Source organism: Rhodococcus sp. APC 3903 (assembly GCF_030407755.1).
In the GTDB taxonomy this organism is placed as follows: domain Bacteria; phylum Actinomycetota; class Actinomycetes; order Mycobacteriales; family Mycobacteriaceae; genus Rhodococcus_F; species Rhodococcus_F erythropolis.
The window spans coordinates 17,882-40,590 of record NZ_JASDCV010000020.1 but is presented as its reverse complement, the minus strand read 5'-3'; the positions used below and the strand labels follow the sequence as shown (position 1 = coordinate 40,590).

Annotated in this window: 26 protein-coding genes and 1 tRNA gene; 21 read left to right on the top strand and 6 right to left on the bottom strand. The window is 62.5% G+C overall.

Annotation, left to right across the window (positions count from 1 at the left end; translation table 11 throughout):
- Positions 1 to 346: 346 nt before the first annotated feature.
- From QMA15_RS24905 to pdxS, 9 genes are all read left to right on the top strand, one after another.
- Positions 347 to 418: transfer RNA gene (locus QMA15_RS24905), tRNA-Val, on the top strand.
- 187 nt (positions 419 to 605) lie between these two features.
- Positions 606 to 1,058: a TIGR02611 family protein gene (locus QMA15_RS24900; RefSeq protein WP_029255280.1), complete on the top strand. Its 453-nt coding sequence runs from the start codon at positions 606 to 608 to the stop codon at positions 1,056 to 1,058.
- Between the two features lie 133 nt (positions 1,059 to 1,191).
- Complete coding sequence (thrS, locus tag QMA15_RS24895) at positions 1,192 to 3,249, top strand: threonine--tRNA ligase (RefSeq protein ID WP_007732914.1); 2,058 nt, start codon at positions 1,192 to 1,194, stop codon at positions 3,247 to 3,249.
- Positions 3,246 to 3,800, top strand: a complete 555-nt coding sequence (locus tag QMA15_RS24890; protein WP_019748284.1) for an HIT domain-containing protein — start codon at positions 3,246 to 3,248, stop codon at positions 3,798 to 3,800. The genes thrS and QMA15_RS24890 overlap by 4 nt, the downstream gene beginning before the upstream one ends.
- An 81-nt stretch (positions 3,801 to 3,881) precedes the next feature.
- On the top strand, positions 3,882 to 4,577 hold the full coding sequence (pgsA, locus tag QMA15_RS24885; protein WP_020907628.1) for a phosphatidylinositol phosphate synthase: 696 nt from the start codon (positions 3,882 to 3,884) through the stop codon (positions 4,575 to 4,577).
- Entirely contained in the window at positions 4,574 to 5,476 is a 903-nt protein-coding gene (locus QMA15_RS24880) for a phosphatidylinositol mannoside acyltransferase (protein ID WP_019748286.1), read from the top strand. Before pgsA ends, QMA15_RS24880 begins: the two co-directional genes overlap by 4 nt.
- A complete protein-coding gene (locus QMA15_RS24875) occupies positions 5,473 to 6,600 on the top strand; it encodes a glycosyltransferase family 4 protein (RefSeq protein WP_003943332.1) in 1,128 nt (375 codons plus the stop codon). Before QMA15_RS24880 ends, QMA15_RS24875 begins: the two co-directional genes overlap by 4 nt.
- Positions 6,597 to 7,619 (top strand): NUDIX domain-containing protein, encoded by a 1,023-nt coding sequence (locus QMA15_RS24870; protein ID WP_279163837.1) that lies wholly within the window; start codon positions 6,597 to 6,599, stop codon positions 7,617 to 7,619. Before QMA15_RS24875 ends, QMA15_RS24870 begins: the two co-directional genes overlap by 4 nt.
- 170 nt (positions 7,620 to 7,789) lie before the next feature.
- Positions 7,790 to 8,698, top strand: coding sequence for a pyridoxal 5'-phosphate synthase lyase subunit PdxS (gene pdxS / locus QMA15_RS24865; protein WP_003943338.1), 909 nt, complete (start codon positions 7,790 to 7,792; stop codon positions 8,696 to 8,698).
- A 100-nt stretch (positions 8,699 to 8,798) separates the two neighbouring features.
- Here pdxS and QMA15_RS24860 read toward each other — a convergent pair whose 3' ends face one another.
- Positions 8,799 to 9,275, bottom strand: a complete 477-nt coding sequence (locus tag QMA15_RS24860) for a RidA family protein (protein WP_046379901.1) — start codon at positions 9,273 to 9,275, stop codon at positions 8,799 to 8,801.
- Between the two features lie 161 nt (positions 9,276 to 9,436).
- On the opposite strand from QMA15_RS24860, the gene QMA15_RS24855 reads away from it, so the two are divergent.
- The 3 genes from QMA15_RS24855 (at position 9,437) to QMA15_RS24845 (ending at position 12,432) form a co-directional block, all read left to right on the top strand.
- Positions 9,437 to 9,859 (top strand): NUDIX domain-containing protein, encoded by a 423-nt coding sequence (locus tag QMA15_RS24855; protein ID WP_243617244.1) that lies wholly within the window; start codon positions 9,437 to 9,439, stop codon positions 9,857 to 9,859.
- Between the two features lie 128 nt (positions 9,860 to 9,987).
- Complete coding sequence (locus tag QMA15_RS24850; RefSeq protein WP_279163838.1) at positions 9,988 to 11,496, top strand: HNH endonuclease signature motif containing protein; 1,509 nt, start codon at positions 9,988 to 9,990, stop codon at positions 11,494 to 11,496.
- A 114-nt stretch (positions 11,497 to 11,610) separates the two neighbouring features.
- Positions 11,611 to 12,432, top strand: coding sequence for an acyl-CoA thioesterase II (locus QMA15_RS24845; protein WP_019748291.1), 822 nt, complete (start codon positions 11,611 to 11,613; stop codon positions 12,430 to 12,432).
- Between the two features lie 50 nt (positions 12,433 to 12,482).
- On the opposite strand, the gene QMA15_RS24840 is transcribed toward QMA15_RS24845, so the two are convergent.
- Positions 12,483 to 13,148: a hypothetical protein gene (locus QMA15_RS24840; protein ID WP_279163839.1), complete on the bottom strand. Its 666-nt coding sequence runs from the start codon at positions 13,146 to 13,148 to the stop codon at positions 12,483 to 12,485.
- A gap of 35 nt (positions 13,149 to 13,183) precedes the next feature.
- On the opposite strand from QMA15_RS24840, the gene tesB reads away from it, so the two are divergent.
- On the top strand, positions 13,184 to 14,035 hold the full coding sequence (gene tesB / locus QMA15_RS24835; protein ID WP_046378507.1) for an acyl-CoA thioesterase II: 852 nt from the start codon (positions 13,184 to 13,186) through the stop codon (positions 14,033 to 14,035).
- On the top strand, positions 14,035 to 14,640 hold the full coding sequence (gene pdxT, locus QMA15_RS24830) for a pyridoxal 5'-phosphate synthase glutaminase subunit PdxT (protein ID WP_003943308.1): 606 nt from the start codon (positions 14,035 to 14,037) through the stop codon (positions 14,638 to 14,640). Before tesB ends, pdxT begins: the two co-directional genes overlap by 1 nt.
- Positions 14,641 to 14,665: 25 nt before the next feature.
- On the opposite strand, the gene QMA15_RS24825 is transcribed toward pdxT, so the two are convergent.
- Together QMA15_RS24825 and QMA15_RS24820 are read right to left on the bottom strand one after the other, a co-directional pair.
- Positions 14,666 to 15,343 carry a response regulator transcription factor gene (locus QMA15_RS24825; RefSeq protein ID WP_060938512.1) on the bottom strand — a complete coding sequence of 226 codons (678 nt, stop codon included), beginning with the start codon at positions 15,341 to 15,343 and terminating at the stop codon, positions 14,666 to 14,668.
- Entirely contained in the window at positions 15,298 to 16,512 is a 1,215-nt protein-coding gene (locus tag QMA15_RS24820; RefSeq protein ID WP_256922251.1) for a histidine kinase, read from the bottom strand. The genes QMA15_RS24825 and QMA15_RS24820 overlap by 46 nt, the downstream gene beginning before the upstream one ends.
- A gap of 111 nt (positions 16,513 to 16,623) precedes the next feature.
- Here QMA15_RS24820 and QMA15_RS24815 point away from each other — a divergent pair, with 111 nt between their 5' ends.
- Both QMA15_RS24815 and QMA15_RS24810 read left to right on the top strand, forming a co-directional pair.
- A complete protein-coding gene (locus QMA15_RS24815; RefSeq protein WP_003943331.1) occupies positions 16,624 to 16,824 on the top strand; it encodes a hypothetical protein in 201 nt (66 codons plus the stop codon).
- Position 16,825: 1 nt separating this feature from the next.
- Positions 16,826 to 17,527: a GAP family protein gene (locus QMA15_RS24810; RefSeq protein ID WP_060938514.1), complete on the top strand. Its 702-nt coding sequence runs from the start codon at positions 16,826 to 16,828 to the stop codon at positions 17,525 to 17,527.
- Positions 17,528 to 17,574: 47 nt separating this feature from the next.
- On the opposite strand, the gene QMA15_RS24805 is transcribed toward QMA15_RS24810, so the two are convergent.
- On the bottom strand, positions 17,575 to 18,495 hold the full coding sequence (locus QMA15_RS24805) for a hypothetical protein (RefSeq protein WP_279163840.1): 921 nt from the start codon (positions 18,493 to 18,495) through the stop codon (positions 17,575 to 17,577).
- Positions 18,492 to 18,848 carry a GntR family transcriptional regulator gene (locus QMA15_RS24800; RefSeq protein WP_003943322.1) on the bottom strand — a complete coding sequence of 119 codons (357 nt, stop codon included), beginning with the start codon at positions 18,846 to 18,848 and terminating at the stop codon, positions 18,492 to 18,494. Before QMA15_RS24800 ends, QMA15_RS24805 begins: the two co-directional genes overlap by 4 nt.
- Before the next feature lie 145 nt (positions 18,849 to 18,993).
- Between QMA15_RS24800 and QMA15_RS24795 the strand changes: the two genes are divergently transcribed.
- From QMA15_RS24795 to yajC, 5 genes are all read left to right on the top strand, one after another.
- Complete coding sequence (locus QMA15_RS24795) at positions 18,994 to 19,746, top strand: YebC/PmpR family DNA-binding transcriptional regulator (RefSeq protein WP_007732951.1); 753 nt, start codon at positions 18,994 to 18,996, stop codon at positions 19,744 to 19,746.
- A gap of 125 nt (positions 19,747 to 19,871) precedes the next feature.
- Positions 19,872 to 20,441: a crossover junction endodeoxyribonuclease RuvC gene (gene ruvC, locus QMA15_RS24790; RefSeq protein ID WP_020907638.1), complete on the top strand. Its 570-nt coding sequence runs from the start codon at positions 19,872 to 19,874 to the stop codon at positions 20,439 to 20,441.
- On the top strand, positions 20,438 to 21,037 hold the full coding sequence (ruvA, locus tag QMA15_RS24785) for a Holliday junction branch migration protein RuvA (RefSeq protein ID WP_279163841.1): 600 nt from the start codon (positions 20,438 to 20,440) through the stop codon (positions 21,035 to 21,037). The genes ruvC and ruvA overlap by 4 nt, the downstream gene beginning before the upstream one ends.
- Positions 21,034 to 22,131, top strand: a complete 1,098-nt coding sequence (ruvB, locus tag QMA15_RS24780; RefSeq protein WP_019748300.1) for a Holliday junction branch migration DNA helicase RuvB — start codon at positions 21,034 to 21,036, stop codon at positions 22,129 to 22,131. The genes ruvA and ruvB overlap by 4 nt, the downstream gene beginning before the upstream one ends.
- A gap of 138 nt (positions 22,132 to 22,269) precedes the next feature.
- Positions 22,270 to 22,617 carry a preprotein translocase subunit YajC gene (gene yajC / locus QMA15_RS24775; RefSeq protein WP_019748301.1) on the top strand — a complete coding sequence of 116 codons (348 nt, stop codon included), beginning with the start codon at positions 22,270 to 22,272 and terminating at the stop codon, positions 22,615 to 22,617.
- The last annotated feature ends 92 nt before the right edge of the window (positions 22,618 to 22,709 follow it).

Sequence of the window (22,709 nt, the reverse complement as noted above, 5' to 3'; positions counted from 1 at the left end):
CCCGCGACCCCAACCTTGGCAAGGTTGTGCGCTACCAGCTGCGCCACGTCCGCATCGCACCGTGTTGCTTGGGGAGCTGCTCGCTCTCCTCGGTGCGTTGGAAACATTAGCCGACCGTGTCGGATACACACAAATCACCAGCTCAGTGGCGTGTTCGGAGTCGAATCGGCCCGTCGCGCGCGTTGCAACTGCCCGTCTTGGCGATGAATACGGTCTGAAATCAGCTCGAATTCGGAGATTTCGGGGTCGCCTGGGGCAAAACGAATGCCAACCTGGTGATTCGTATTCATCGCGCAGCCGTGTTAATGTTCCAACTCGTTCGAGCGCATGCGTTCGGATGACTTACGGTCCCGTGGCTCAGTGGGAGAGCGTCCGCTTCACACGCGGAAGGTCGCTGGTTCGATCCCAGCCGGGACCACAGAAAAACACTGAAGGCGTTCCCGATCATCGGGGACGCCTTCAGTCGTTTGAGAGCACAGTCGTTTGAGAGCACAGCTGTTCGAGGGCACGGTTGTTTCGGCATGCAGACCGTCGACGCAGGTCGCCGGGCGACGATTTCGGTAGCCTGGTCGAAGAGACATTTCGCGACCGAAAAGGTGACCGACTTGAGTACCGAAAAGGTCGATTCTCCCGTCGACGATTCAGACCTGTCCGTCTTCCAAGACGCAGAGTCCCGCTGGGAGCGGTGGCGCGCTGGAATCGCCGCGCGGCCCACCCTCAATCTTGCGTACCGCATCGGCGTCGGAGTCGTGGGCACGATCGTGTTCGCAGCAGGCATCGTGGCTATTCCGTACCCCGGGCCCGGTTGGCTCATCGTCTTCGCCGGCCTCGGCATACTGGCGTCGGAGTTCGCGTGGGCACATCGACTCCTTCATTTCGCGAAGGCTCGATACGACAGGTTCATGGAATGGTTCGGCAAGCAGTCGCTGTTCGTCAAGGGGTTGGGCGTTCTGTTCACCACAGTGATCGTCCTGGCGACTTTGTGGGTGCTCGGCACCTTCGGCCTGATCGGGACATGGGTGGGCCTGGACTACTCGTGGCTCGAGTCGCCACTGTGAGCTGAACGCGGCCCGGTTTCCTTCACTCGGTTGTCTCACCATGTCGGTAGGGCCGATAACATGATCGTGCGCGTGCTCGCAGTGGGTACGACGCCTGTCTAACTTGTCGCAATACCTTTAGGAGCACATCGCCGTGACCAGTCCCGCGCCAGAGCACTCAGCCGCCCCACTTCGGGTGCCCGCGGGGACGACCGCCGGGACTGCAGTGCGCGAAGCCGGATACCCCACGAAGGGGCCAGACGTGATCGTCGTTGTCCGCGATGGCGAGGGAACGCTCAAGGATCTGTCGTGGACACCTGAGGTCGATGTCGACGTCGAGCCGGTGGCAGCATCCACCGAGGACGGCCGCAGCGTCATCCGGCACTCCGCTGCCCACGTCCTCGCGCAGGCGGTCCAGAAGGAATTCCCCGACGCGAAGCTCGGCATCGGTCCGCCGATCAAGGATGGCTTCTACTACGACTTCGCGGTGGACCGCCCGTTCACTCCGGAGGATCTGGCCAAGCTCGAAAAGCGTATGAAGCAGATCATCAAGGGATCGCAGCGTTTCTCGCGTCGAGTGGTCGATTCGATCGAGGACGCTCGGGTCGAGTTGGCCGACGAGCCTTTCAAGCTCGAACTGATCGACGACAAGTCCGGTATCGACGATCCCGAGATCATGGAGGTGGGCGGCAACGAGCTGACCATCTACGACAATCTCGATCCGCGCACTGGCGACAAGATCTGGTCCGATCTGTGCCGCGGCCCGCATATTCCGACCACGAAGCACATTCCGGCCTTCAAGTTGACCCGAAGCTCCGCCGCCTACTGGCGTGGCAACCAGGACAACGCCGATCTTCAGCGTGTCTACGGCACCGCGTGGGAGTCCACCGAGGCTCAGGACGAGTACCTCGAACTGCTCGCCGAGGCCGAGCGTCGTGATCACCGCAAGCTCGGTACCGAACTGGACCTCTTCAGCTTCCCCGACGAGCTCGGTTCGGGTCTGCCGGTGTTCCATCCCAAGGGCGGCATCATCCGCACCGAGATGGAGAACTACTCGCGCAGCCGCCACATCGAGGCGGGCTACGAGTTCGTCAACACTCCGCACATCACCAAGGGGCATCTGTACGAGGTTTCCGGTCACCTCGACTGGTACCGCGACGGAATGTTCCCGGCGATGCACGTCGACGAGGAACTGAACGAGGACGGCACCGTGCGCAAGCCGGGTCAGGACTACTACCTCAAGCCGATGAACTGCCCGATGCACAACCTGATCTTCCGTGCTCGCGGACGCTCGTACCGTGAATTGCCGTTGCGGCTCTTCGAATTCGGCTCGGTCTACCGCTACGAGAAGTCCGGCGTCATCCACGGCCTGACCCGTGTGCGCGGCATGACCCAGGACGACGCTCACATCTACTGCACCCGTGAGCAGATGCGCGACGAGCTGACCACCACCCTGCAGTTCGTTCTGAACCTGCTCAAGGACTACGGCCTCGACGACTTCTACCTCGAACTGTCCACCAAGAACCCGGACAAGTTCGTCGGTAGCGACGACGTCTGGGAAGAGGCGACCGCAACGCTCGCCGAGGTCGGCGAAGCTTCTGGCCTGACTCTGGTGCCGGATCCGGGTGGAGCCGCGTTCTACGGTCCCAAGATCTCCGTTCAGGTCAAGGACGCACTCGGCCGCACCTGGCAGATGTCGACCATTCAGCTCGACTTCAACCTGCCCGAGCGGTTCGAACTCGAATACACCGGCAACGACGGCGTCAAGACTCGTCCGGTCATGATCCACCGCGCGCTGTTCGGCTCGATCGAGCGGTTCTTCGGTGTCCTGACCGAGCACTACGCGGGCGCGTTCCCGGCGTGGCTGGCGCCGGTACAGGTCGTCGGAATTCCGGTGGCCGAGGCCTTCGCCGATCACCTGTTCGACGTCACGAAGAAGCTCAAGGCAGCCGGTGTTCGCGCCGAGGTCGATTTCAGTGATGACCGGATGCAGAAGAAGATCCGTAACCACACCACGCAAAAGGTCCCGTTCATGCTCCTCGCGGGCGAGCGTGACGTGGAAGCCGGCGCGGTCAGCTTCCGTTTCCGTGACGGCACCCAGATCAACGGAATTCCCGTCGACGACGCCGTCCGGATCATCACCGAGTGGATCGGCCGCCGCGAGAATGCCTCGCCGACAGCCGAACTGGTGCAGCCAAGCGTGGCGCAGTGAGCGCCCCCGGTGACGATGGTCCGGGTTCGCTGATCGACCACGGCGTCGGCGATCCTGATCATTTGCAGCGTATTTGGTCGCCACATCGGATGTCGTACATCACCGAGGCGCCCAACACCCCGGGTACGACGGGTGAACCGTTCATCGACATTCCGAAAATGTCGGACGAGGAAGGGTTGATCGTCGCCCGCGGTGAACACGTCTACGCGGTCTTGAACTTGTACCCGTACAACCCGGGTCACCTGATGGTGGTGCCGTACCGCAAGGTCGCGGCCCTCGAAGACCTCACGCCGGAGGAGAGCGCCGAGTTGATGGCGTTCACCCAGCGTGCGTTGCGGGTGATCAAGAGCGTGTCGAATCCGCACGGATTCAACGTCGGTCTGAATCTCGGTGCTGCCGCGGGCGGTTCGCTGTCCGAGCACCTTCACCAACACGTAGTGCCACGTTGGGGCGGCGACGCCAACTTCATCACCGTGCTCGGTGGGGTCAAGGTGATGCCGCAATTGCTGCGGGAGACCAGGGGACTACTCGCCGGTGCCTGGCAACAATAGGTTGATGCATCCGGCTTCATGGCAGGATGCATTGCTGCAACGAGTTCCGAACCGGAACTCACGACGGGGAGGGTTCCTGCGGTGTTGAGCTTCTTCGGGCGCGCATCGGTGTCCAAGGTGACGGCACCTATGGGGAAGGCGCTGGTCAAGACCGGTCTGACGCCGGACTCGGTGACGGTGATCGGCACGGTGGCAAGCGTCGCCGGTGCGGTGACGCTGTTTCCGTCCGGACATCTGTTCTGGGGAACCTTGTTCATCTGGTTCTTCGTCATGTTCGACATGCTCGACGGCGCAATGGCTCGTGCTCGCGGCGGCGGAACGCGGTACGGGGCGGTACTGGACGCGACCTGCGACCGCGTGGCCGACGGCGCGATTTTTGCCGGCCTGGCCTGGTGGGCGGTCTACCACGAGAACAGCAAGTGGCTGCTCGTCGCGACGCTCATCTGCCTCGTCACCTCGCAGGTCATCTCGTACGCGAAGGCGCGCGCGGAGGCGAGCGGGCTGACTGCGGACGGCGGGTGGATCGAGCGCCCGGACCGACTGATCATCGTGTTGGTCGGATCTGGCCTGACAGGTATGGGTCTACCGTGGGCGATTCACATCGCGATGTGGGTACTTGCCGCCGGAAGTATCGTGACGGTCTTCCAACGAGTGCTCGCGGTGCGCAATTCGCCTGGCGCCCGGGAACTTCTGCCGATCGCCCCGGCGGCATCGACGGTCGAAGGCGCGGCGGGCACCGAGGGCGATCCCAAGCCTGAAGGTGAGGCAGAGCAGTGAGTTTTTCCGAGCGCGCAACCGATCTGGGATATGCCGCGGGTTGGCGGTTGGTGAGAAGCCTGCCGGAATCGGTGGCGGTCAAGCTGTTCGACGCCGGAGCGGATTTCGCGGTACGCAAGGGCGGACCCGAACAACTCAGGAAGAACCTCGCGAGAGTTCTGGGCACGACGCCGGCGGAAGTTCCGGATCAGTTGATCAAGGATTCGATGCGCTCGTACGCCCGGTATTGGCGTGAGGCGTTCCGTCTTCCGTCGATGGATCTGGTCGCGACCGGTAAAGCGCTGCATGCGCTGGTCGAGGGCCAGGAACATCTGGAAAAGGCAATGGCAGCAGGTCATGGCGCGGTATTGGCGCTGCCCCACAGCGGTAATTGGGACATGGCCGGCGTGTGGTGTGTTCAGCAATGGGGTGGGTTGACCTCCGTTGCCGAGCGGCTCAAGCCCGAATCCCTGTACGAACGGTTTGTCGAATACCGCGAGAGTCTCGGTTTCGAGATCTTTCCGCTCAGCGGCGGGGAGCATCCACCGTTCGTCGAACTCTCCAAGCATCTGCGCGAGAACAAGATCGTGTGCCTGCTGGGGGAGCGCGATCTGGCGAAGAAGGGTGTGCCCGTCACATTCTTCGGAGAACCCACTCGCATGCCCGCCGGCCCGGCGAAGCTCGCGATCGATACCGGCGCGCCGCTACTTCCGGTCCACTGCTGGTTCACTCCCGACGGTTGGGGTTTCAAGATCGACCCGCCGATCGACGTATCCGGCGGAGTCGGCCCGGCCACGCAGGCACTTGCCGACCGTTTCGCGGTCAACATCGCAGCGCACCCCGCTGACTGGCACATGCTTCAGCCGCTGTGGCGCTCCGACCTCTCCGAATCGCGGCTCGCCCGCATGGAGGGTGAATGAAGATCGGCATGATCTGCCCGTACTCCTTCGACGTCCCCGGTGGTGTGCAGGCGCACGTGGTGGATCTGGCCGAGGTGCTGATCGAACGTGGTCACAAAGTGAGTGTGCTTGCGCCGTCGTCCGATGACGACGAGTTGCCGGATTTTGTGGTTTCCGCAGGTAAAGCCGTCGCGATTCCCTACAACGGTTCTGTTGCGCGGTTGTCTTTCGGCCCGACGGCGAACAACCGCCTCCGCAAGTTCATCGCGGAAGGTGACTTCGACGTTCTACATATCCACGAACCCAATGCGCCGAGTCTGTCCATGCTCGCGTTGCGTATCGCGGAAGGCCCGATCGTCGCCACCTTCCACACGTCAACCACGAAGTCGTTGGTGCTGAGCACTTTTCAGGGTGTCTTGGCTCCGTATCTCGAGAAGATCAGTGGCCGGATCGCAGTCTCGGAGTTGGCGCGTCGTTGGCAGGTCGAGTCCCTCGGATCCGATGCGGTCGAAATTCCCAACGGCGTCGATGTCGCAGCGTTTGCCGAGGCCGATCTGTTGCCCGGCTACCCGCGCGAAGGTGGAACCATTCTGTTCCTCGGTCGCTACGACGAACCGCGCAAGGGGATGGCCGTACTACTCGGTGCGTTGCCGGAGTTGGTCGAGCGTCACCCGGATCTCGAAGTGATCGTGGTCGGACGCGGCGACGAGGAGAAACTCCGCAAAGAGGCGGGCAAGTACTTCAAGCATCTCCGCCTGCTCGGGCAGGTCAGTGACGAGGAGAAAGCGTCGGCGCTTCGCAGTGCGGACGTCTACTGCGCGCCCAATCTCGGCGGTGAGAGCTTCGGGATCGTGCTGGTCGAGGCCATGGCGGCTGGCACTGCCGTCGTGGCCAGTGAGTTGGACGCTTTCCGCCGTGTTCTTCGCGACGGTCAGGCCGGCTTGCTGGTCCCCATCGGGAACTCCGATGCCTTGGCCGAGGCAATCGATTCCGTTCTCGGTGACCCGGATCGACGACGCGCGCTGGTCAACACCGCGACAAGTGTTGTTGCCGAATACGACTGGCCGGTGGTGGCCGAACAGATCCTGCGTGTCTACGAGACCGTCACGGTTGGCGGCACCGGCGTACGCGTGGTGGGTTCATGACCTTCTCCGCTCTGACGATCTTCATTCTCGGGCTCGTCGCTGCCGTCGTCCTGGTCGTCGGACTGTGGGCGTACGGGACGGCGAACCGACTCGATCGACTGCATGTGCGTTCGGATCAGTCTTGGTTGGCGCTCGATGCGGCTCTGTCCCGTCGTGCCGCGGTTGTCCGCGCGGCGGCTGTGGACATGAGCGCCGACGACGCCCGCAGATTCGTCACCTTGGCGGACGCCGCCGAACGTGCGGATCGTCAGGATCGCGAGCTTGCCGAGAACCGGCTGTCCAATGCTCTCGCTGCCTACGGCACGACGTCGCTGCGACCTCAACTGGTGGCCGAGTTGGCCGATGCCGAGGCGCGCGTGCTGATCGCCCGGCGGTTCCACAACGACGCGGTGCGAGACACTCTCGCGTTGCGTACGCGTCGACTTGTTCGCTGGCTGCACCTCGGGGGAACGGCACCGCTACCTCAGTACTTCGAGATATCGGAGCGCACGACCGCGGCGGCGGTGCCCGAGGGCATCACCGTGGATACGTCACGGACCTCCGCCCGCGTGGTGATGCTGGACGAGGACGATCGGGTGCTGCTGTTGCGCGGCCACGATCCCAAAATCCCGAACACTTACTTCTGGTTCACCGTCGGTGGCGGGCTCGAACGCGGCGAACATCTGCGAGCGGCCGCTGTTCGTGAGATCGAGGAGGAAACGGGGTTCAAGGTAGCGCCGGAGAATCTGCGAGGTCCGCTTTGGCGTCGGGTGGCGATCTTCCCGTTCGACGGTGAGCTGATCCGTTCGGAAGAGCTGTTCTTCGCTACGCGCACTCACGGCTTCGAGCCGGTCTTCCAAGGCCACACGGAATTGGAACAGCGTGCCATCACCGGCCATCGCTGGTGCAGCGCCGACGAGATCCGCCGACTGGCCAAGTCCGGTGAGCCCGTCTACCCGTTGGATCTGGCAAACCTCCTGGTGGAGGCCGTGACGATTGCGGACGGTTCCGAGGATCCGGAAGTGCGTTCCATCCGCTGATCGTTCGGTCGTTCAGTGCTCGCGGCCGTTTAAGGCCAGCAATGGCAAATTGGATACGGAATCGAAGGCCGGTTCGTCCTAGAGTTCTGGCCAGAGGCCTCCGAGCGAATGAACCCGTGTGTTCGCCGTGCCTTGTTTCTTTCGTCACGCCACTACTGCAGGAGTTTGCTGTGAGCACCCCCGACTCTGCCCCCACCACCGCCATCGGCACCGCCCGCGTCAAGCGCGGCATGGCTGAAATGCTCAAGGGCGGTGTGATCATGGACGTGGTCACCGCTGAGCAGGCCAAGATCGCCGAAGACGCAGGCGCCGTCGCCGTCATGGCACTCGAGCGGGTCCCCGCAGACATTCGCGCACAGGGCGGCGTCTCGCGCATGAGTGACCCGGACATGATCGACAGCATCATCTCCACCGTCAGCATCCCCGTCATGGCGAAGGCACGCATCGGTCACTTCGTGGAAGCTCAGATCCTGCAGAGCCTCGGCGTCGACTACATCGACGAGTCCGAGGTCCTGACCCCGGCCGATTACGCCAACCACATCGACAAGTGGAAGTTCACCGCTCCCTTCGTGTGTGGCGCCACCAACCTCGGTGAAGCGCTCCGTCGCATCAACGAAGGCGCGGCCATGATCCGCTCGAAGGGTGAAGCCGGCACCGGAGACGTCTCCAACGCCACCACACACATGCGCACCATCCGCGGCGAGATCCGCCGGTTGACCTCGCTGAGCGAGGACGAACTGTACGTAGCCGCCAAGGAACTGCAGGCCCCGTACGAACTGGTCGTCGAGGTCGCCAAGGCAGGCAAGCTGCCTGTCACCATGTTCACCGCCGGCGGCATCGCCACCCCGGCAGACGCTGCGATGATGATGCAGCTCGGCGCCGAAGGCGTGTTCGTCGGATCGGGCATCTTCAAGTCCGGCAACCCGAAGCAGCGCGCCGAGGCAATCGTCAAGGCCACCACGTTCTACGACGACCCGGACGTGCTCGCCAAGGTCTCGCGCGGACTCGGCGAGGCAATGGTCGGCATCAACGTCGACGACCTGCCCGTCGGACACCGCCTCGCAGAGCGCGGTTGGTGACAGCAGGTTCGACGACCGGGCTCAGTGCCTGAAAGTCTTTACACAAGAAGGGGCGGCGGTTGCATTGGCAACCGCCGCCCCTTCGGGGTGTGGCGGACCGTCAGATGCTGTCCGATACCTCGAACACGAACTCGACCTCGACGGCACTGTTTCGGGGGAGTTCGGCCACGCCGATCGCAGAGCGGGCGTGCTGTCCAGCGGTACCGAAGATCTCGGCCAGCAGGTCGGACGCACCGTTGATCACCTGGGGTTGCTGCGAGAATCCGGATCCCGAAGCAACAAATCCAACGACCTTGACGACCCGAACGATGCGGTCGAGACCGACCAAGGCATCAACGGCCGCGAGTCCGTTGAGAGTGCACAACCGCGCCGCCTGGGCGGCGTCTTCGACGGAGACGCCCTCGCCCAACTTGCCGATGCACGTCGTAGTGCCCTCGACGAGCGGCAATTGCCCCGACGTGTAGACGTATGACCCCGTCTGAACGGCGGGAAGGTATGAGCCTGCGGGGGTGGCAACAGGCGGGAGGGTCAGGTCGAGTGCGGCGAGTCGTGCGGTCCAGGTACTTGCGTCGTTCATCGGTTCCTCAATGGGTTCTTTTGTCCGGGAATGGTGTTCGAGTCTGTCATCGGGAGTCTCGGCAAGTCCAAGTCGTATTTGCGCCCACCCCATCACTTTTGGTGATATTCGCCGTCGTCGGATTCAAATGGTGTTCGAGTTGGCCACCTAAACTGTGTCGTATGTCGTCAATTCGTAACATCTCACTGGGGATACCTGTCCGTTCCGGTCACGTACTCATGCTCGACGGCACGGACTCTGTCACGGGGGAGAACTTTCATCGATTGATCGGTGGCGGTATCGAGTTCGGTGAGACGGCCGAGGCAGCGTTGCGACGCGAGTTCGCGGAGGAACTCGGCGTCACGTTGGGAAGCGTCGAGTTGCTCGAGGTCGTCGAGAACATCTTCGAGTTCGAGGGGCGACCTGGGCATGAGATTGTCCATGTCTTTGCAGTCGACTCAGCTGACATCGATGCGTTTCCGCTCGACGTGCAACTCCGAGTCCTCGACGAAGGTAGTCCAGTCCACTGGGTTTTGAGTGGTGGGTCCGACCGCCCTATCTACCCGGCCGAAGCTGCCCGCATTATCAACGCCCTGGTTCAGTAGGGGAATCCGTTGCCGGAACACGAGTGGCCGCAAAGGTTGCTCCGCAACAATTTTCGGTCAATCGGGATTGTTCGGACTGATTCCTGGAAATCATGGATATCGAACGTATATTCGAATAATGTTGAGGAATGTTCGATGACGGAGTAGGAAGTTCGGGTACCGCAGCGCAGCTGCCTGGTGCCGAATCCGACTGCGCCCTCATCGATCTCATCGCCGATCTGCATGCGCGCGAATCGATGCTCGTGGAACGGAAACTGGCTGCCATTGCCGAGTTTTTCGAGCGTCGCAGCGCTGACCACACTGATAACGGTGCTTGGTCGTCTACCGCTCACGAACTGGCTGAGGCCGAGCTCGGCGCGGCATTGACCATGGGCCGTGCCGCAGCGGGAAAGTTGATCGGTCTCGGCTTTTCTCTCAAGACTCGCCTCCATCGCACGCGTGCCGCCATGGCGCGCGGAGAACTGGATCTGTATCGAGTCGGATTGATCGACTCCGCTACGGCCAACGTAGCCGACGATTTGATCGACGAGGTGGAACGGCAACTCCTCGAAAAGATCTCGGCGCCACCGATGCCTGGCGGTACTGGCTTGACCGGTCGCCGATTGACAGCGGCTATCGACCGGATCGTCGCCGTGGTGGATCCCGAGGGGATACGCGAACGTCGACGCCGCGCCCTGGCTGATCGGTTCGTGGGTGTGAGCGCTGCCGAGGACGGAATGGCGCGGATATTGGGGAGTATTCCGGCGGAGGAAGCACGGGCTTTCGACCGTCGGTTGCGGGAGTTGGCAATGTCGGTGTGTCGACACGATTCCCGTAAGTACGAGCAACGACGAGCTGACGCATTGGGAGCGTTGGTATCCGGGTCGACGATTCTGCCGTGTGATTGCGGCCTGGACGATTGCCCACAAGATCGAAGCGGGATTGTCGTGGTGCGTCGGCCGTTGGTTCACGTGGTCATGCTGGAATCAACACTTCAGGGCGGTGACGCACCAGGTGCAGACGAACCCGCTCACCTTGACGGTTATGGAGTGATCAGTGCAGAGCATGCGCGTGACATCGCCGCGGGTGCGCTGATTCGGAAGGTGAAAGTACCAGTCGATGCCGCGCTCGAGTCTTCCGGTGAGGGCGAGCCAGTACCTCCGCCCGTTGTTCCTTCGGCGTCGGTCTACCGCCCAGGCACTGTCCTCGACACCTGGGTGCGGGTGATCGCAGGAAGCTGCCAGTGGTTGCACTGCGATGTCGCTGCATGGAATTCAGATCTTGATCACACTGAGCCCTTTGATCATCGCAATCCCGCTCGTGGTGGAAAGACCGTGGCGTCGAATCTGAGTGCGTATTGTCGAAACCATCACCGCCTCAAGCATTCCGGTCAGTGGCTGCACATCTCGAACCCGGACCGGAGTGTCATGCTGACCTCGCCGACCGGACATTGCTACCGAACCAGGCCGTCAGGTCTGCTGGCGGGAATGCTCGAGCCTGTACTGCCCGAGGGTGGTCGGCGTCGGCGCACACGTCTGGAGAACAAGGCCTCTCGTGTGCGGGGTGAACGCCGGCGTCAGCGGATACGGATGCACCGGCGGATGAAGAAGGCACAGAGGAGGACCTTCGACGGCGGAGACGATCCACCGCCATTCTGAGTCGATGCGCCCCGTCGCTCAGTGTTTTCGGATGCCCACTTTGGTGGCCGGGGGTGCGTCAGGCATTGTGTGAAGGTCGGTAGACGTCGGTACACGGGAAGATGTGGAGCATCGATGGCGAGGATCGAAGAAATTCTGGAGTTGGAACGCCTCGAGCGTGACATCTTTCGAGGAATCATCGCGGAGACCACCCTGACCCGCACTTTCGGCGGCCAGGTCGCCGGCCAGGCATTGGTGTCGGCGGTACGCACGGTCGATCCGGCCTATTCAGTTCATTCGTTGCATGGATACTTCCTGCGTCCGGGCAATCCGATGGAGCCGACCGTTTTTCTGGTTGATCGTGTTCGGGACGGTCGATCGTTCGCGACCCGCTTGGTCACCGGAATTCAAGACGGGCAAGCCATTTTCACGATGTCGGCATCCTTCCACGTCCAAGACGAAGGCATCGAGCACCAGGACGAGATGCCACCGGTCCCTGACCCCGAGACCTTGGCGATCGCCCAGGATTCGGAAGATCCCGAGACTGCGTGGTTGGCTCGCGAGTGGTCCGATTGGGACCTCCGGATGGTGCCGAAGGCCGACATCAACAAACGTCCAGGCGCTGCCGCACAGCAGCAAGTATGGTTCCGTTCCCGCGAGGCTCTCCCGGACGACCCGGTATTTCACGTGTGCACGCTTGCGTACATGAGCGACATGACGCTGCTCGGATCTTCCCGAGGCCCTCACATGGACGTCGCCATGCAAAGCGCCTCGCTCGATCACGCCATGTGGTTCCTGCGGCCATTCCGGGCCGACGAGTGGCTGTTGTACGACCAGACGTCGCCGTCAGCGGGCTTCGGTCGCGCATTGACGCAGGGACGAATCTTCGACAGCCGAGGAAATATGGTTGCTGCAGTCGTCCAGGAAGGCCTGACCAGGCTGTATCGCCCGAAGTGAGGTCGGCCGAAGTGAGGTCGCCTGAAGTGAGATCAATCGCAGCGAGACCTTCAGGGGCGAGACCGCACCGCAGGCCGGGCCGGATGGTCGTACCTGACCTCGAAATCGACCTCCTCGGACATCTCTGAGCGGTGTTCGAGGAGTGCGTCGACGGTCCACAGATCCGCCTCCGGAGTGTGCCGTCGCATGGCAGCTTCGCTCATGTCCAGGCGGACGCTGACGTCGAACTCCAGCCCACGCCCGAGCAACATCGGACCGGCGATCACGATGACCGCGCGTTCATGGACGGGGACGCGGGTCGAGCGAGCCGATCGATCGGTGGGTTCGTCCCAGAGTTTCGGCAAGAACGCTCGTTTGGTGCGGGCAGCGGTGATCACTTCACGATCGAGTGCCGGATAGTCGAACCAGATGGTGCGGTAACTCAGCGCATCCTCGTGACCGAACTCGTATCGCAGCGAAGCCGGCCGCACGTAATCGTGCAGTGACACAACAGCACTCGGCCTGCTGTGCGACTCGACGGCGGCCCCGACCAGTTCCGCGAGCCGAGACGGCTGCGCACAATCAGGTCCGTCGATCGCTACTACCGCCACCGACGGAAATGATCCGGTCAGCGTTGCGATCTGCTCGGCCAGGGCGAGGGGAGTGGACGGGATGAATGTGCTCACGCCCACCATGGTGCCGTGCCCGCTCGCCGAGGCGATATTGTGAACCGTCATCGCGCCCACCGCGGCGGTCTATTTCCGGAGGACTCATGGTTGGTATCGAGGAGATCCTCGCGCTCGAACACCTGGAGAAGGACATCTTCCGTGGTGCGGTCCATCCCACCGCACTTCAACGGACGTTCGGCGGGCAGGTTGCCGGGCAGTCGTTGGTTTCTGCCGTGAGTACCGTCGACGAGAGCTACCACGTGCACTCGTTGCACGGATACTTCCTGCGCCCGGGCAACCCGAAGATTCCGACGGTCTACCTGGTGGACCGCATCCGCGACGGGCGCTCGTTCTGCACCCGCCGGGTGAACGCAGTCCAGGACGGCAAGACGATCTTCACGATGTCGGCCTCGTTCCACGTCGAGGACGAAGGTATCGAGCATCAGGATCGGATGCCTTCCGTTCCGGCGCCGGAGGACTTGCAGGACGCGCAGACCGTCCCCAAGTTGGCGGAATCCCAGTTCTACCAAGAGTGGAAGAACTGGGACATCAGAATTGTGCCGGCCGAGCAGAGTGCGTCAGCGCCGGATCTCGCCGCACAACAGCGCGTGTGGATGCGCTACCGCGAGGCTCTGCCGGATCGTCCGCTGCTGCACATCTGCACGCTTGCGTACCTCAGTGACATGACCCTGCTCGGAACTTCGAAAGTCCCGCACCGGGGCGTGAAGACGCAGACTGCTTCGCTCGATCACGCGATGTGGTTCCTGCGTCCGTTCCGGGCCGACGAGTGGTTGCTCTACGACCAGACATCGCCGTCGGCAGGTTTCGGTCGCGCGCTCACTCAAGGGCGTATCTACGATCGCGATGGCAACATGGTGGCAGCGGTGGTTCAGGAGGGTTTGACGCGTCTGGAACGCGAACCCGACAGCCGTGAGAACAAGACAGGAACTGTGTGATGACGCGTCCGTTGATCGGTGTACTCGCCCTCCAGGGTGATGTTCGTGAACACCTTGCTGCACTTGATGATTCGGGTGCGGATGCCGTGGGTGTCCGTCGGCCGGAGGAGCTGGACAAGGTAGACGGAATCGTGATTCCGGGTGGCGAATCCACCACCATGAGCCGGCTTCTGCAGGTGTTCGAACTGTTGGATCCGCTGCGTGAGCGTCTTCGCGGCGGGCTGCCGGCCTACGGTTCGTGTGCCGGCATGATTCTGCTGGCGAGCGAGGTACTCGACACCCGGCCGGACGCCGAACATCTCGGCGCCATCGACATGACGGTGCGCCGCAACGCTTTCGGCAGACAGGTCGATTCTTTCGAGTCCGACCTGGAGTTCGAGGGCATCATCGGAGATCCCATCCGCGCCGTCTTCATCCGCGCGCCGTGGGTGGAGCGAGTTGGACCGGGCGTTGAGGTCCTTGCGCAGGTTCCCGCCGCCGCGGGGGAGGCCGCGGGCCGGATCGTTGCGGTTCGGCAGGGCTCGGTGATCGCCACTTCTTTCCATCCCGAGGTAACCGGTGACCGTCGAGTACACGAGATGTTCGTCGATCTGGTTCGCGGATAACTGGAGTAGTCAGCCTCGGCCGAACCTACAGCTCCAGTTCGCGGGCAAGGATCGCCGCCTGGACGCGTGAGGTGAGGTGCAACTTCGACAGAACTCGCGACACATGCGACTTCACCGTCGGAGCACCGACACCGAGTTCACGCGACAGTTCGGCATTGGACATACCCGTCCCCAACAGCGCGAGCACCTCGCGTTCACGGTCGGTGAGCTCGCTCAATCCCAGCGGTTCGGTGGGTTTGGGTGCACGCTGAACGAATTCGCCGATCAGTGCACGCGCCGCGCGAGGAGCGAGCACTGCATCTCCGGCCGCGACGTTGCGGATAGCGTTGGTCAGTTCGTCCGCGGTCGCAGTCTTGAGCAGGAATCCCGACGCGCCGGCGCGCAGGGCCGCGAAGACGTATTCGTCGAGGTCGAAGGTGGTCAACACCAGAACCCGGCTGCGGGTCGTCCCGATGATCTGACGCGTCGCCTCGATGCCGTCGGTGCCTGGCATCCGGACGTCCATGAGTACGACGTCGGGTTGATGCGTGCGGGTGACGGTGATCGCCGACGCTCCGTCACCGGCTTCTGCAACGACATCGATGTCGTCGTGCTGCCGCAGGATCATCGCCAGGCCGGAGCGGATCGCGGCGTGGTCGTCGACCAGGGCGACGGTGATCACCGATCCGTTCCGTTCGGTGCGGGGACCGGTAGCTGCGCGCATACCGTCCATTCTCCGTCGACCGGAAGTGCGTCGAGTGAACCGCCCAGCAGTTCGGCGCGGTGACGCATGTTTGCAAGTCCGCGCGTTCCTGCCCGCGGATGGGATGTGTCGGGACCGACGGGGTTTCGGATCTCGACCTGTAATGCATTGTGCTGGAGAGAGATCGACATCGAGATAGGCGCACCAGGTGCATGCTTGAGCGCATTGGTCAACGCTTCCTGGGTGATCCGATACGCCGTGTGATCGACCACGCTCGGCAGGTCGGCAGCATCGATGTCGATCGCAACGTGAACGGTGCCACCGGCTGCCCGAACTGCGTCCAGGACGACGGGCAACTCGGTCAGCCGCGGGGGAGAGGAACGCGGGTCCGGGGTCTCGTCGTCCCCGGCGTGGAGCAGTTCGATCATCGACCGCATCTCGGAAAGGCCCGCGAGACTGCTCGATCTGATCGCTCCGATCATCTCCCTCAAGCCGTCGTCTGGTTGGCCCCGTTCACCGGAGAGAGCTGAGGTGGACAGTGCCGCCTCCGAATGGATTGCGATGGCGGAGAGGTGGCTTGCGATGACGTCGTGCAGATCGCGCGCCATGGTTGCTCGTTCGTGAGCGACTGCGGCCTCGCGGTCCAGAGTGGCGAGTGCTTCGTGGACTCTGGAACGCTCGCGTTCGGCCTCGGTCAGTTCGACTTGTCGACGGATGACCAGTGCCCACCACACCGGTGTACCGAAGAACAGAGCGGTCACGACGCCTGCCCCAGCCGCAGCGCGGACGTCCTGGGTGGACAGGTAGACGAGTGCGGTGAGCGCGGCAACCGTCACCGCGGTCAGAGAACACACCACTCGGCCCAGCCGCGCCGTCCCGTACAGAACTGCGGCGTAGGTGAGATCCGAGAGGACCAGCCACATCGGCAGAGTGGGTCCCAGGGCGGCGTCGACCGCGACGATGACGGCCCCCGCCGCCAAGGCCGTTGCCGGACGCACCCGCCGGAACGAGTCGATCGCACACAGCAGAGCCAGCATCCCGATCCGAACCCCGGCGGGAACGTCGGCGACACCTCCGACATCGGTCCACATTTGGTACAGGCCGACCAGGTAGAGGAGTACCCCGATCGCGAACAGGCCGAAGGCGATGAGCGGATCGTTCCACTTGCCGACACTCCGACTTCTGGTCACCACAGACTTATCAGAGCACATCGGGGCGCCTGACTTGTCATACCAAATGATGAGGTCGGCGTTGTTCCGATGGCTGATGTGCGGATTCGATAGAGAAGACAGGCTCGACGTATGAAAATTCGCTTCGAGTTGATGATCGGCATTCTCTTGGTCGTCGGTGGCGGCTGTCTGTGGCTGTTCGCGCGTGACGCCGAGTTCTTCTGGTTTCGCGGCGGACCACTCGGCGTGATCCTCGCGATCATCGGTGCCTTCGACATCGTGAATGCAGTCCGAACGAGGGAGACAGCGATACCCGAGCGCCGAAACGACTGACGTGGAACTCGTCCTGCTCACCACGCTGGGCGGGCTCGCCCTGCTGGACAGTACGAGCATCGGAACTTTGGTCGTCCCGGTCTGGATGTTGTTGATGCCGGGACGACCGCAGGTTCGCAGGCTGCTGACGTATCTGGTGGTCATCACGACGTTCTATTTTGTTGTCGGGGTGGCAGTCTGGACGACGGCACGGGCAGGTATGCCTGTCGTCGCCCCGCTGCTCGAAACCCCCGCCGCCCGCGGTGCGCAGTTGATTCTGGGTATCGCGTTGTTCGCGTGGAGTTTTCGATTCGATTCCGAGAAGAGGCGCACATCCGGTCAGGCCGATCGAACTCATGTTTGGCGAGAGCGGGTGCTCGGCTCGGGCAGTTCCGCGAGAAGTGTTGTACTTCTGGCAATTGCTGCCGGGACCGCCGAGTTGGTGACGATGCTGCCCTACTTGGCGGCGATCGCGATGATCACCGCTGCTGGGCTGTCCGCAGTCACATCTGCGTCGATACTTGCCGGATACTGCCTGATCATGGCCACTCCGGCAGTGCTTCTGTTGTGCGGGCGGATCGTGGCCGGCGACCGACTGGACAAGCCGCTGAGCGGGGTGGACTCGTTCATCTCACGCCACGGCGACAGCGCGATGGGTTGGGTGTTCGGCATTGCCGGCTTCTACCTCGCCGGCAATGCCGCTGCCGTGTTGTTCGTGAATTGACGTTGTTCGTGAATTGACGTTGTTCGTAAATTGACGTTGTTCGTGAATCAACCAGCCTGAACCAACGAATTGATCAGCTTCACACCGTCTTCCGGGTGATCGACGGTTACGGCGAACAGTCGTCCGTTCTCGAGAGTGACCACGATGGCCTCACCCGAGCGGAGCGTGACGGCTGTTCCGCGCGGTGTCATTCGGTAACCCCATCCACCCCATTCGGCCGGACGTATCGCGTCGACTGATGCGGACTTCACCTTCGAGATGGGGATCTTCTTCCATCGAACGCCCCAGGAACTGATGCCGACACCATGACGGTCGACGCGAACGGTGACCGACGCGAATGCTGTGACGGCGAGGGTGGACACACCCAGGATCACGGCAACCCACCAATCCGAGTACGCGGCAGTAGCGATCACGAGAACTACGAGGCCGGCGGTAACGATCCACGGCCAGACGCTGCGGACCTGCCCGACCCACACTGCACGTTCGGAGGCCGTCAGCGGAGTGTCGAGCGTCGGGGTCGGCAGTGGCGTCTCCGGGCCGCTTCGTTGCTGGTCAGGCAGCGCGTATGCCAGAACTCCTACGAGTACCGCCGCGATCGGCGCAAGAATCCACCAGCCGATACGCGCGTTTTCCGGCGACCCGGCGTCGATCGTCAGGGCGACGCTCAGAATCCAGATCGTCGCCAGTGTCGCACTCGAGATCGAGGTTACGGCGAGAAACAAGGGCGCGTTGTCGCTCGAACGGGCCGCGACGACACACGCGCAAACGACTGCTACCAGTGAAATCGCCAGCGCGATGGCGAAAAACGTCGTCGTGGTGCTGAACCCGTCCGGGGTCGATCCGGACCAATGGCTCGCGACGGTTTCGGGAAGGCGGTCACCCCACGCGAAGCGTGCGAGAACCAGAATCAGGGTCGGGATCAGAGTCAGCGAAGCTGCTGTCCAGAGTCGGATCTTGCTGGTCGTCATTGTGTGCTGGTCTCCTTAATGAGGTCGAGCATGTGCGCAGTGTCGAGTCCGAGATTTCGGGCCTGCCGTACGAACTCGCGCGCAGATTCGTTGAGAGCTGTTCTTCCCGAGTCGAATTCGGCGCGAATGACGGCGCCACGTCCGCGTCGGAGGTCGATCAGGCCTTCGTCGCGGAGTGTTGCGTACGCACGAAGAACCGTGTGGAGATTGACGTCGATCGACTCGGCGAGAGCGCGAGCGGACGGCAGGCGGTCACCTGGTCCGATCTCACCGCGGATGACCGAGCCACGAACCCCGGCTGCAATCTGCTCCGCTAGTGGAGTTGTGGAGGCGTGATCTATTCGGACCAACATGTTTGCATTCTATGCAAACAATGCGCGGTTTGACTAATTCGTGTCGGGGGATGCAGCGAGTTGTGACGTGGGACGGGTAACATCGGCAGAGCTGAAAGACGCGCATTCGGCGTGCGCAACGCAGCAGGAAAGGGGCTTGAATCGCATGAGCGGCCACTCAAAATGGGCCACCACCAAGCACAAGAAGGCTGTGATCGACGCACGTCGTGGCAAATCCTTCGCGAAGCTGATCAAGAACATCGAGGTGGCGGCACGAACCGGCGGTGGCGATCCCACGGGCAACCCCACCTTGTACGACGCCATCCAGAAGGCGAAGAAGACGTCTGTTCCCAATGACAACATCGAGCGTGCGCGCAAGCGCGGCGCCGGTGAAGAAGCGGGCGGCGCAGACTGGCAGACCATCATGTACGAGGGCTACGGACCCAACGGCGTCGCCGTTCTGATCGAGTGCCTCACCGACAACCGCAACCGCGCAGCCGGTGAAGTTCGCACCGCGATGACCCGTAACGGTGGCAACCTCGCTGACCCGGGTTCTGTCTCCTACCTGTTTGCTCGCAAGGGTGTCGTCACGCTCGAGAAGAACGGCCAGTCGGAGGACGACGTCCTGATGGCTGTGCTCGACGCCGGTGCCGAGGAGGTCACCGATCTCGGTGAAACCTTCGAAATCGTCAGTGAGCCACAGGATCTGGTTGCCGTACGTTCGGCACTTCAGGAAGCCGGCATCGATTACGACTCCGCTGAAGCCGATTTCCGCGCTTCCGTCGAGGTTCCCTTGGATGTCGACGGCGCACGCAAGATCTTCAAGCTCGTCGACGCGCTCGAAGACTCTGACGACGTGCAGAACGTGTACACCAACATCGATCTGTCCGACGAGGTTCTCGCGGCTCTCGAAGACTGATTGCTTTTCAACTCAACCCGGCCCTGACGTCCGCGTCTCGGCCGGGTTGCGTGTTGATGCGGGGCAGTACGCCCGCGCACCGCTAAGCTATCGAACAGCTGTTCGGTATGGAGAGGTGTGACAAAGTGCGCGTGCTCGGAGTGGACCCAGGCTTGACTCGCTGCGGGTTGGGTGTGGTCGACGGGAGCAACGGCAGGAAAGTGCGCCCCATTGCTGTCGACGTGGTGCGGACCCCGCCCGAGATGGACCTCGGGTCTCGGCTACTGCGAATCTCCGATGCGGCGGAGCTGTGGATCGAGCAGTACAAGCCGGAGGTCGTCGCGATCGAGCGTGTATTCGCGCAGCACAACGTCAGTACGGCGATGGGGACGGCGCAAGCAGGCGGAGTTGTCGCGCTCGCTGCGGCCAGACGCGGCATCCCGGTGTGTTTCCACACGCCCAGCGAGGTGAAGGCCGCCGTTACCGGCAGCGGTAACGCCGACAAGGCGCAGGTCACCGCGATGGTGACGCGAATCCTGAACTTGAAGACGGCGCCGAAACCGGCTGACGCCGCTGACGCTCTGGCGCTCGCGATCTGTCACTGCTGGCGAGCACCGATGATCGAGCGAATGGCCCGCGCCGAGGCGATGGCCGCTGAACAAATGCGTAAGTATCAGGCAAAATTGGCCGAGATGAAGAAGGCAGGTTCACGATGATCGCGTCGGTACGCGGCGAGGTGCTCGATATTGCGCTCGACCATGCGGTCATCGAAGCGTCAGGTGTCGGCTATCGGGTCAATGCCACCCCGGTGACTCTCGGTGCACTGCATCGGGGAAGCGAAGCGCGACTGTTCACGACGATGATCGTTCGCGAAGACTCGATGACGCTCTACGGTTTTTCCGATACCGAGTCGAAGGACCTGTTCAGCCTCTTGCAGACGGTTTCCGGAGTCGGACCGCGCCTGGCGATGGCAACTCTTGCAGTGCTCGAACCGGACGCATTGCGGCGGGCACTCTCGGAAGGCAACCTGACGGCGTTGACGAGGGTCCCCGGTATCGGGAAACGCGGCGCCGAGCGCATGGTCGTCGAACTGCGGGACAAGGTCGACGCCGTCGCGACGCCGGCCGGCGCGGCTTCCGGTGCCGTCGTCGGCAGTTCGATCCGTGATCAGATCGTCGAGGCTCTCGAAGGTCTGGGCTTCCCGATCAAGCAGGCCGAGCAAGCCACGGATTCGGTCCTGGCGGAATCGCCCGAGGCCACAACGTCGGTAGCACTGCGTTCTGCTCTGTCGCTGCTCGGTAAGACTCGATGAACTTCGACCCGATCGACGATTTCGACGACGAGTCGCAGGTCTCTGCCGAATTGGTGGCGGGAGACGGCGATGTCGAAGCGAGTTTGCGCCCCAAGAGTCTCGACGACTTCATCGGGCAACCCCGTGTTCGCGAACAACTGCAGCTCGTGCTCACCGGAGCAAAACTTCGCGGCAGCACACCTGATCACATCCTGATGTCCGGTCCCCCCGGACTCGGCAAGACGTCGATGGCGATGATCATCGCGGGGGAGTTGGGCTCTTCTCTGCGGTTGACGTCCGGACCGGCGCTCGAACGCGCCGGAGACCTGGCCGCGATGCTGAGCAACCTCGTCGAAGGTGACGTGCTGTTTATCGACGAGATTCACCGAATCGCTCGTCCGGCCGAGGAGATGTTGTACCTGGCGATGGAAGACTTCCGTGTCGACGTCGTCGTCGGTAAGGGGCCGGGTGCCACGTCGATTCCTCTGGAGGTTGCACCGTTCACGCTGGTCGGTGCGACTACGCGGTCAGGTGCGTTGACCGGTCCGTTGCGCGACCGCTTCGGGTTCACCGCTCACATGGATTTCTACGAACCCGAAGAGCTGCAACAGATTCTGATGCGTTCGGCCGGAATTCTGGGAGTCAACCTCGAAGTTGACGCTGGCGCCGAAATCGCACGACGCTCGCGAGGGACGCCGCGTATCGCGAACCGATTGCTGCGCCGGGTTCGTGACTTCGCCGAGGTTCGCGCCGACGGAATCGTCACGATGGACGTCGCTCAGGCGGCCTTGGCTGTTTACGACGTGGACCAGTTGGGCTTGGACCGTCTCGACCGATCCGTACTGAGTGCGTTGGTGCGGTCGTTCGGCGGCGGACCCGTCGGCGTGTCGACGCTTGCGGTGGCCGTCGGCGAGGAACCGTCGACGGTGGAAGAAGTGTGCGAGCCGTTCCTGGTTCGGGCCGGGATGATCGCCCGGACGCCGCGAGGACGCGTGGCTACCGCCGCTGCCTGGACTCAACTCGGAATGACACCGCCGCCGGATGCCGCAGCGGGCGGTATCGAGGTTCGCGTCAACGAACCGCAGGCCACGTTGTTCGATCCGAACGGAGAGTGAATTTCGACTGGAAAGGCCTACTTGAACGGCCGATCTGTCAGGAATCCTCAGCAACTAATGGCACACTGGTGTATTGCGTAGGTCCATCCGGGACCATCGCGGCGTAAAACGTGCAACACAACCGAGGTTGATCAACACATGTCGAGTTTGCTTTTCCCACTCTTGATCCTCGCACTGCTGGTGCCCATGTTCCTGGGCATGCGCAAGCAGAAGAAGGCTTTGGCTGCCACTTCCGAGATGCAGGACTCGCTGCAGGTCGGCGATCGAGTGCAGACCACGGCCGGGCTCTATGCCACGATTGCTTCTCTGGACGACGACACCGTGGACCTCGAGATCGCCGACGGTGTCATCACCACCTGGTCGCGTCTGGTCATCCGTGAGCGCGTTGTCGAGACGACCGAAACCGACGAGTACGACGACGACTCGGTTTCCGAGATCGAAGAATCAGCTGCTGACACCGAAATCCGGCTCACCAAGGAGTCCTGACTTCGTCGACCTGGCACGTGTTCTAGAGTTGTGAACTCGGACACACGTCCAGATCGGTTGGTCTGTAGTAGTTCTTTCATCGGAGTAGTTCT

Bases quoted from the DNA above. Each gene is read 5' to 3' on its own strand.
- QMA15_RS24875 (WP_003943332.1), top strand. From the start codon at position 5,473: ATGAAGATCGGCATGATCTGCCCGTACTCCTTCGACGTCCCCGGTGGT.
- QMA15_RS24870 (WP_279163837.1), top strand. From the start codon at position 6,597: ATGACCTTCTCCGCTCTGACGATCTTCATTCTCGGGCTCGTCGCTGCC.
- QMA15_RS24860 (WP_046379901.1), bottom strand. From the start codon at position 9,275: ATGAACGACGCAAGTACCTGGACCGCACGACTCGCCGCACTCGACCTG.
- QMA15_RS24855 (WP_243617244.1), top strand. From the start codon at position 9,437: ATGTCGTCAATTCGTAACATCTCACTGGGGATACCTGTCCGTTCCGGT.
- QMA15_RS24850 (WP_279163838.1), top strand. From the start codon at position 9,988: ATGTTCGATGACGGAGTAGGAAGTTCGGGTACCGCAGCGCAGCTGCCT.
- QMA15_RS24845 (WP_019748291.1), top strand. From the start codon at position 11,611: ATGGCGAGGATCGAAGAAATTCTGGAGTTGGAACGCCTCGAGCGTGAC.
- QMA15_RS24840 (WP_279163839.1), bottom strand. From the start codon at position 13,148: ATGACGGTTCACAATATCGCCTCGGCGAGCGGGCACGGCACCATGGTG.
- tesB (WP_046378507.1), top strand. From the start codon at position 13,184: ATGGTTGGTATCGAGGAGATCCTCGCGCTCGAACACCTGGAGAAGGAC.
- pdxT (WP_003943308.1), top strand. From the start codon at position 14,035: ATGACGCGTCCGTTGATCGGTGTACTCGCCCTCCAGGGTGATGTTCGT.
- QMA15_RS24825 (WP_060938512.1), bottom strand. From the start codon at position 15,343: ATGCGCGCAGCTACCGGTCCCCGCACCGAACGGAACGGATCGGTGATC.
- QMA15_RS24815 (WP_003943331.1), top strand. From the start codon at position 16,624: ATGAAAATTCGCTTCGAGTTGATGATCGGCATTCTCTTGGTCGTCGGT.
- QMA15_RS24805 (WP_279163840.1), bottom strand. From the start codon at position 18,495: ATGACGACCAGCAAGATCCGACTCTGGACAGCAGCTTCGCTGACTCTG.
- QMA15_RS24800 (WP_003943322.1), bottom strand. From the start codon at position 18,848: ATGTTGGTCCGAATAGATCACGCCTCCACAACTCCACTAGCGGAGCAG.
- QMA15_RS24795 (WP_007732951.1), top strand. From the start codon at position 18,994: ATGAGCGGCCACTCAAAATGGGCCACCACCAAGCACAAGAAGGCTGTG.
- ruvA (WP_279163841.1), top strand. From the start codon at position 20,438: ATGATCGCGTCGGTACGCGGCGAGGTGCTCGATATTGCGCTCGACCAT.
- ruvB (WP_019748300.1), top strand. From the start codon at position 21,034: ATGAACTTCGACCCGATCGACGATTTCGACGACGAGTCGCAGGTCTCT.
- yajC (WP_019748301.1), top strand. From the start codon at position 22,270: ATGTCGAGTTTGCTTTTCCCACTCTTGATCCTCGCACTGCTGGTGCCC.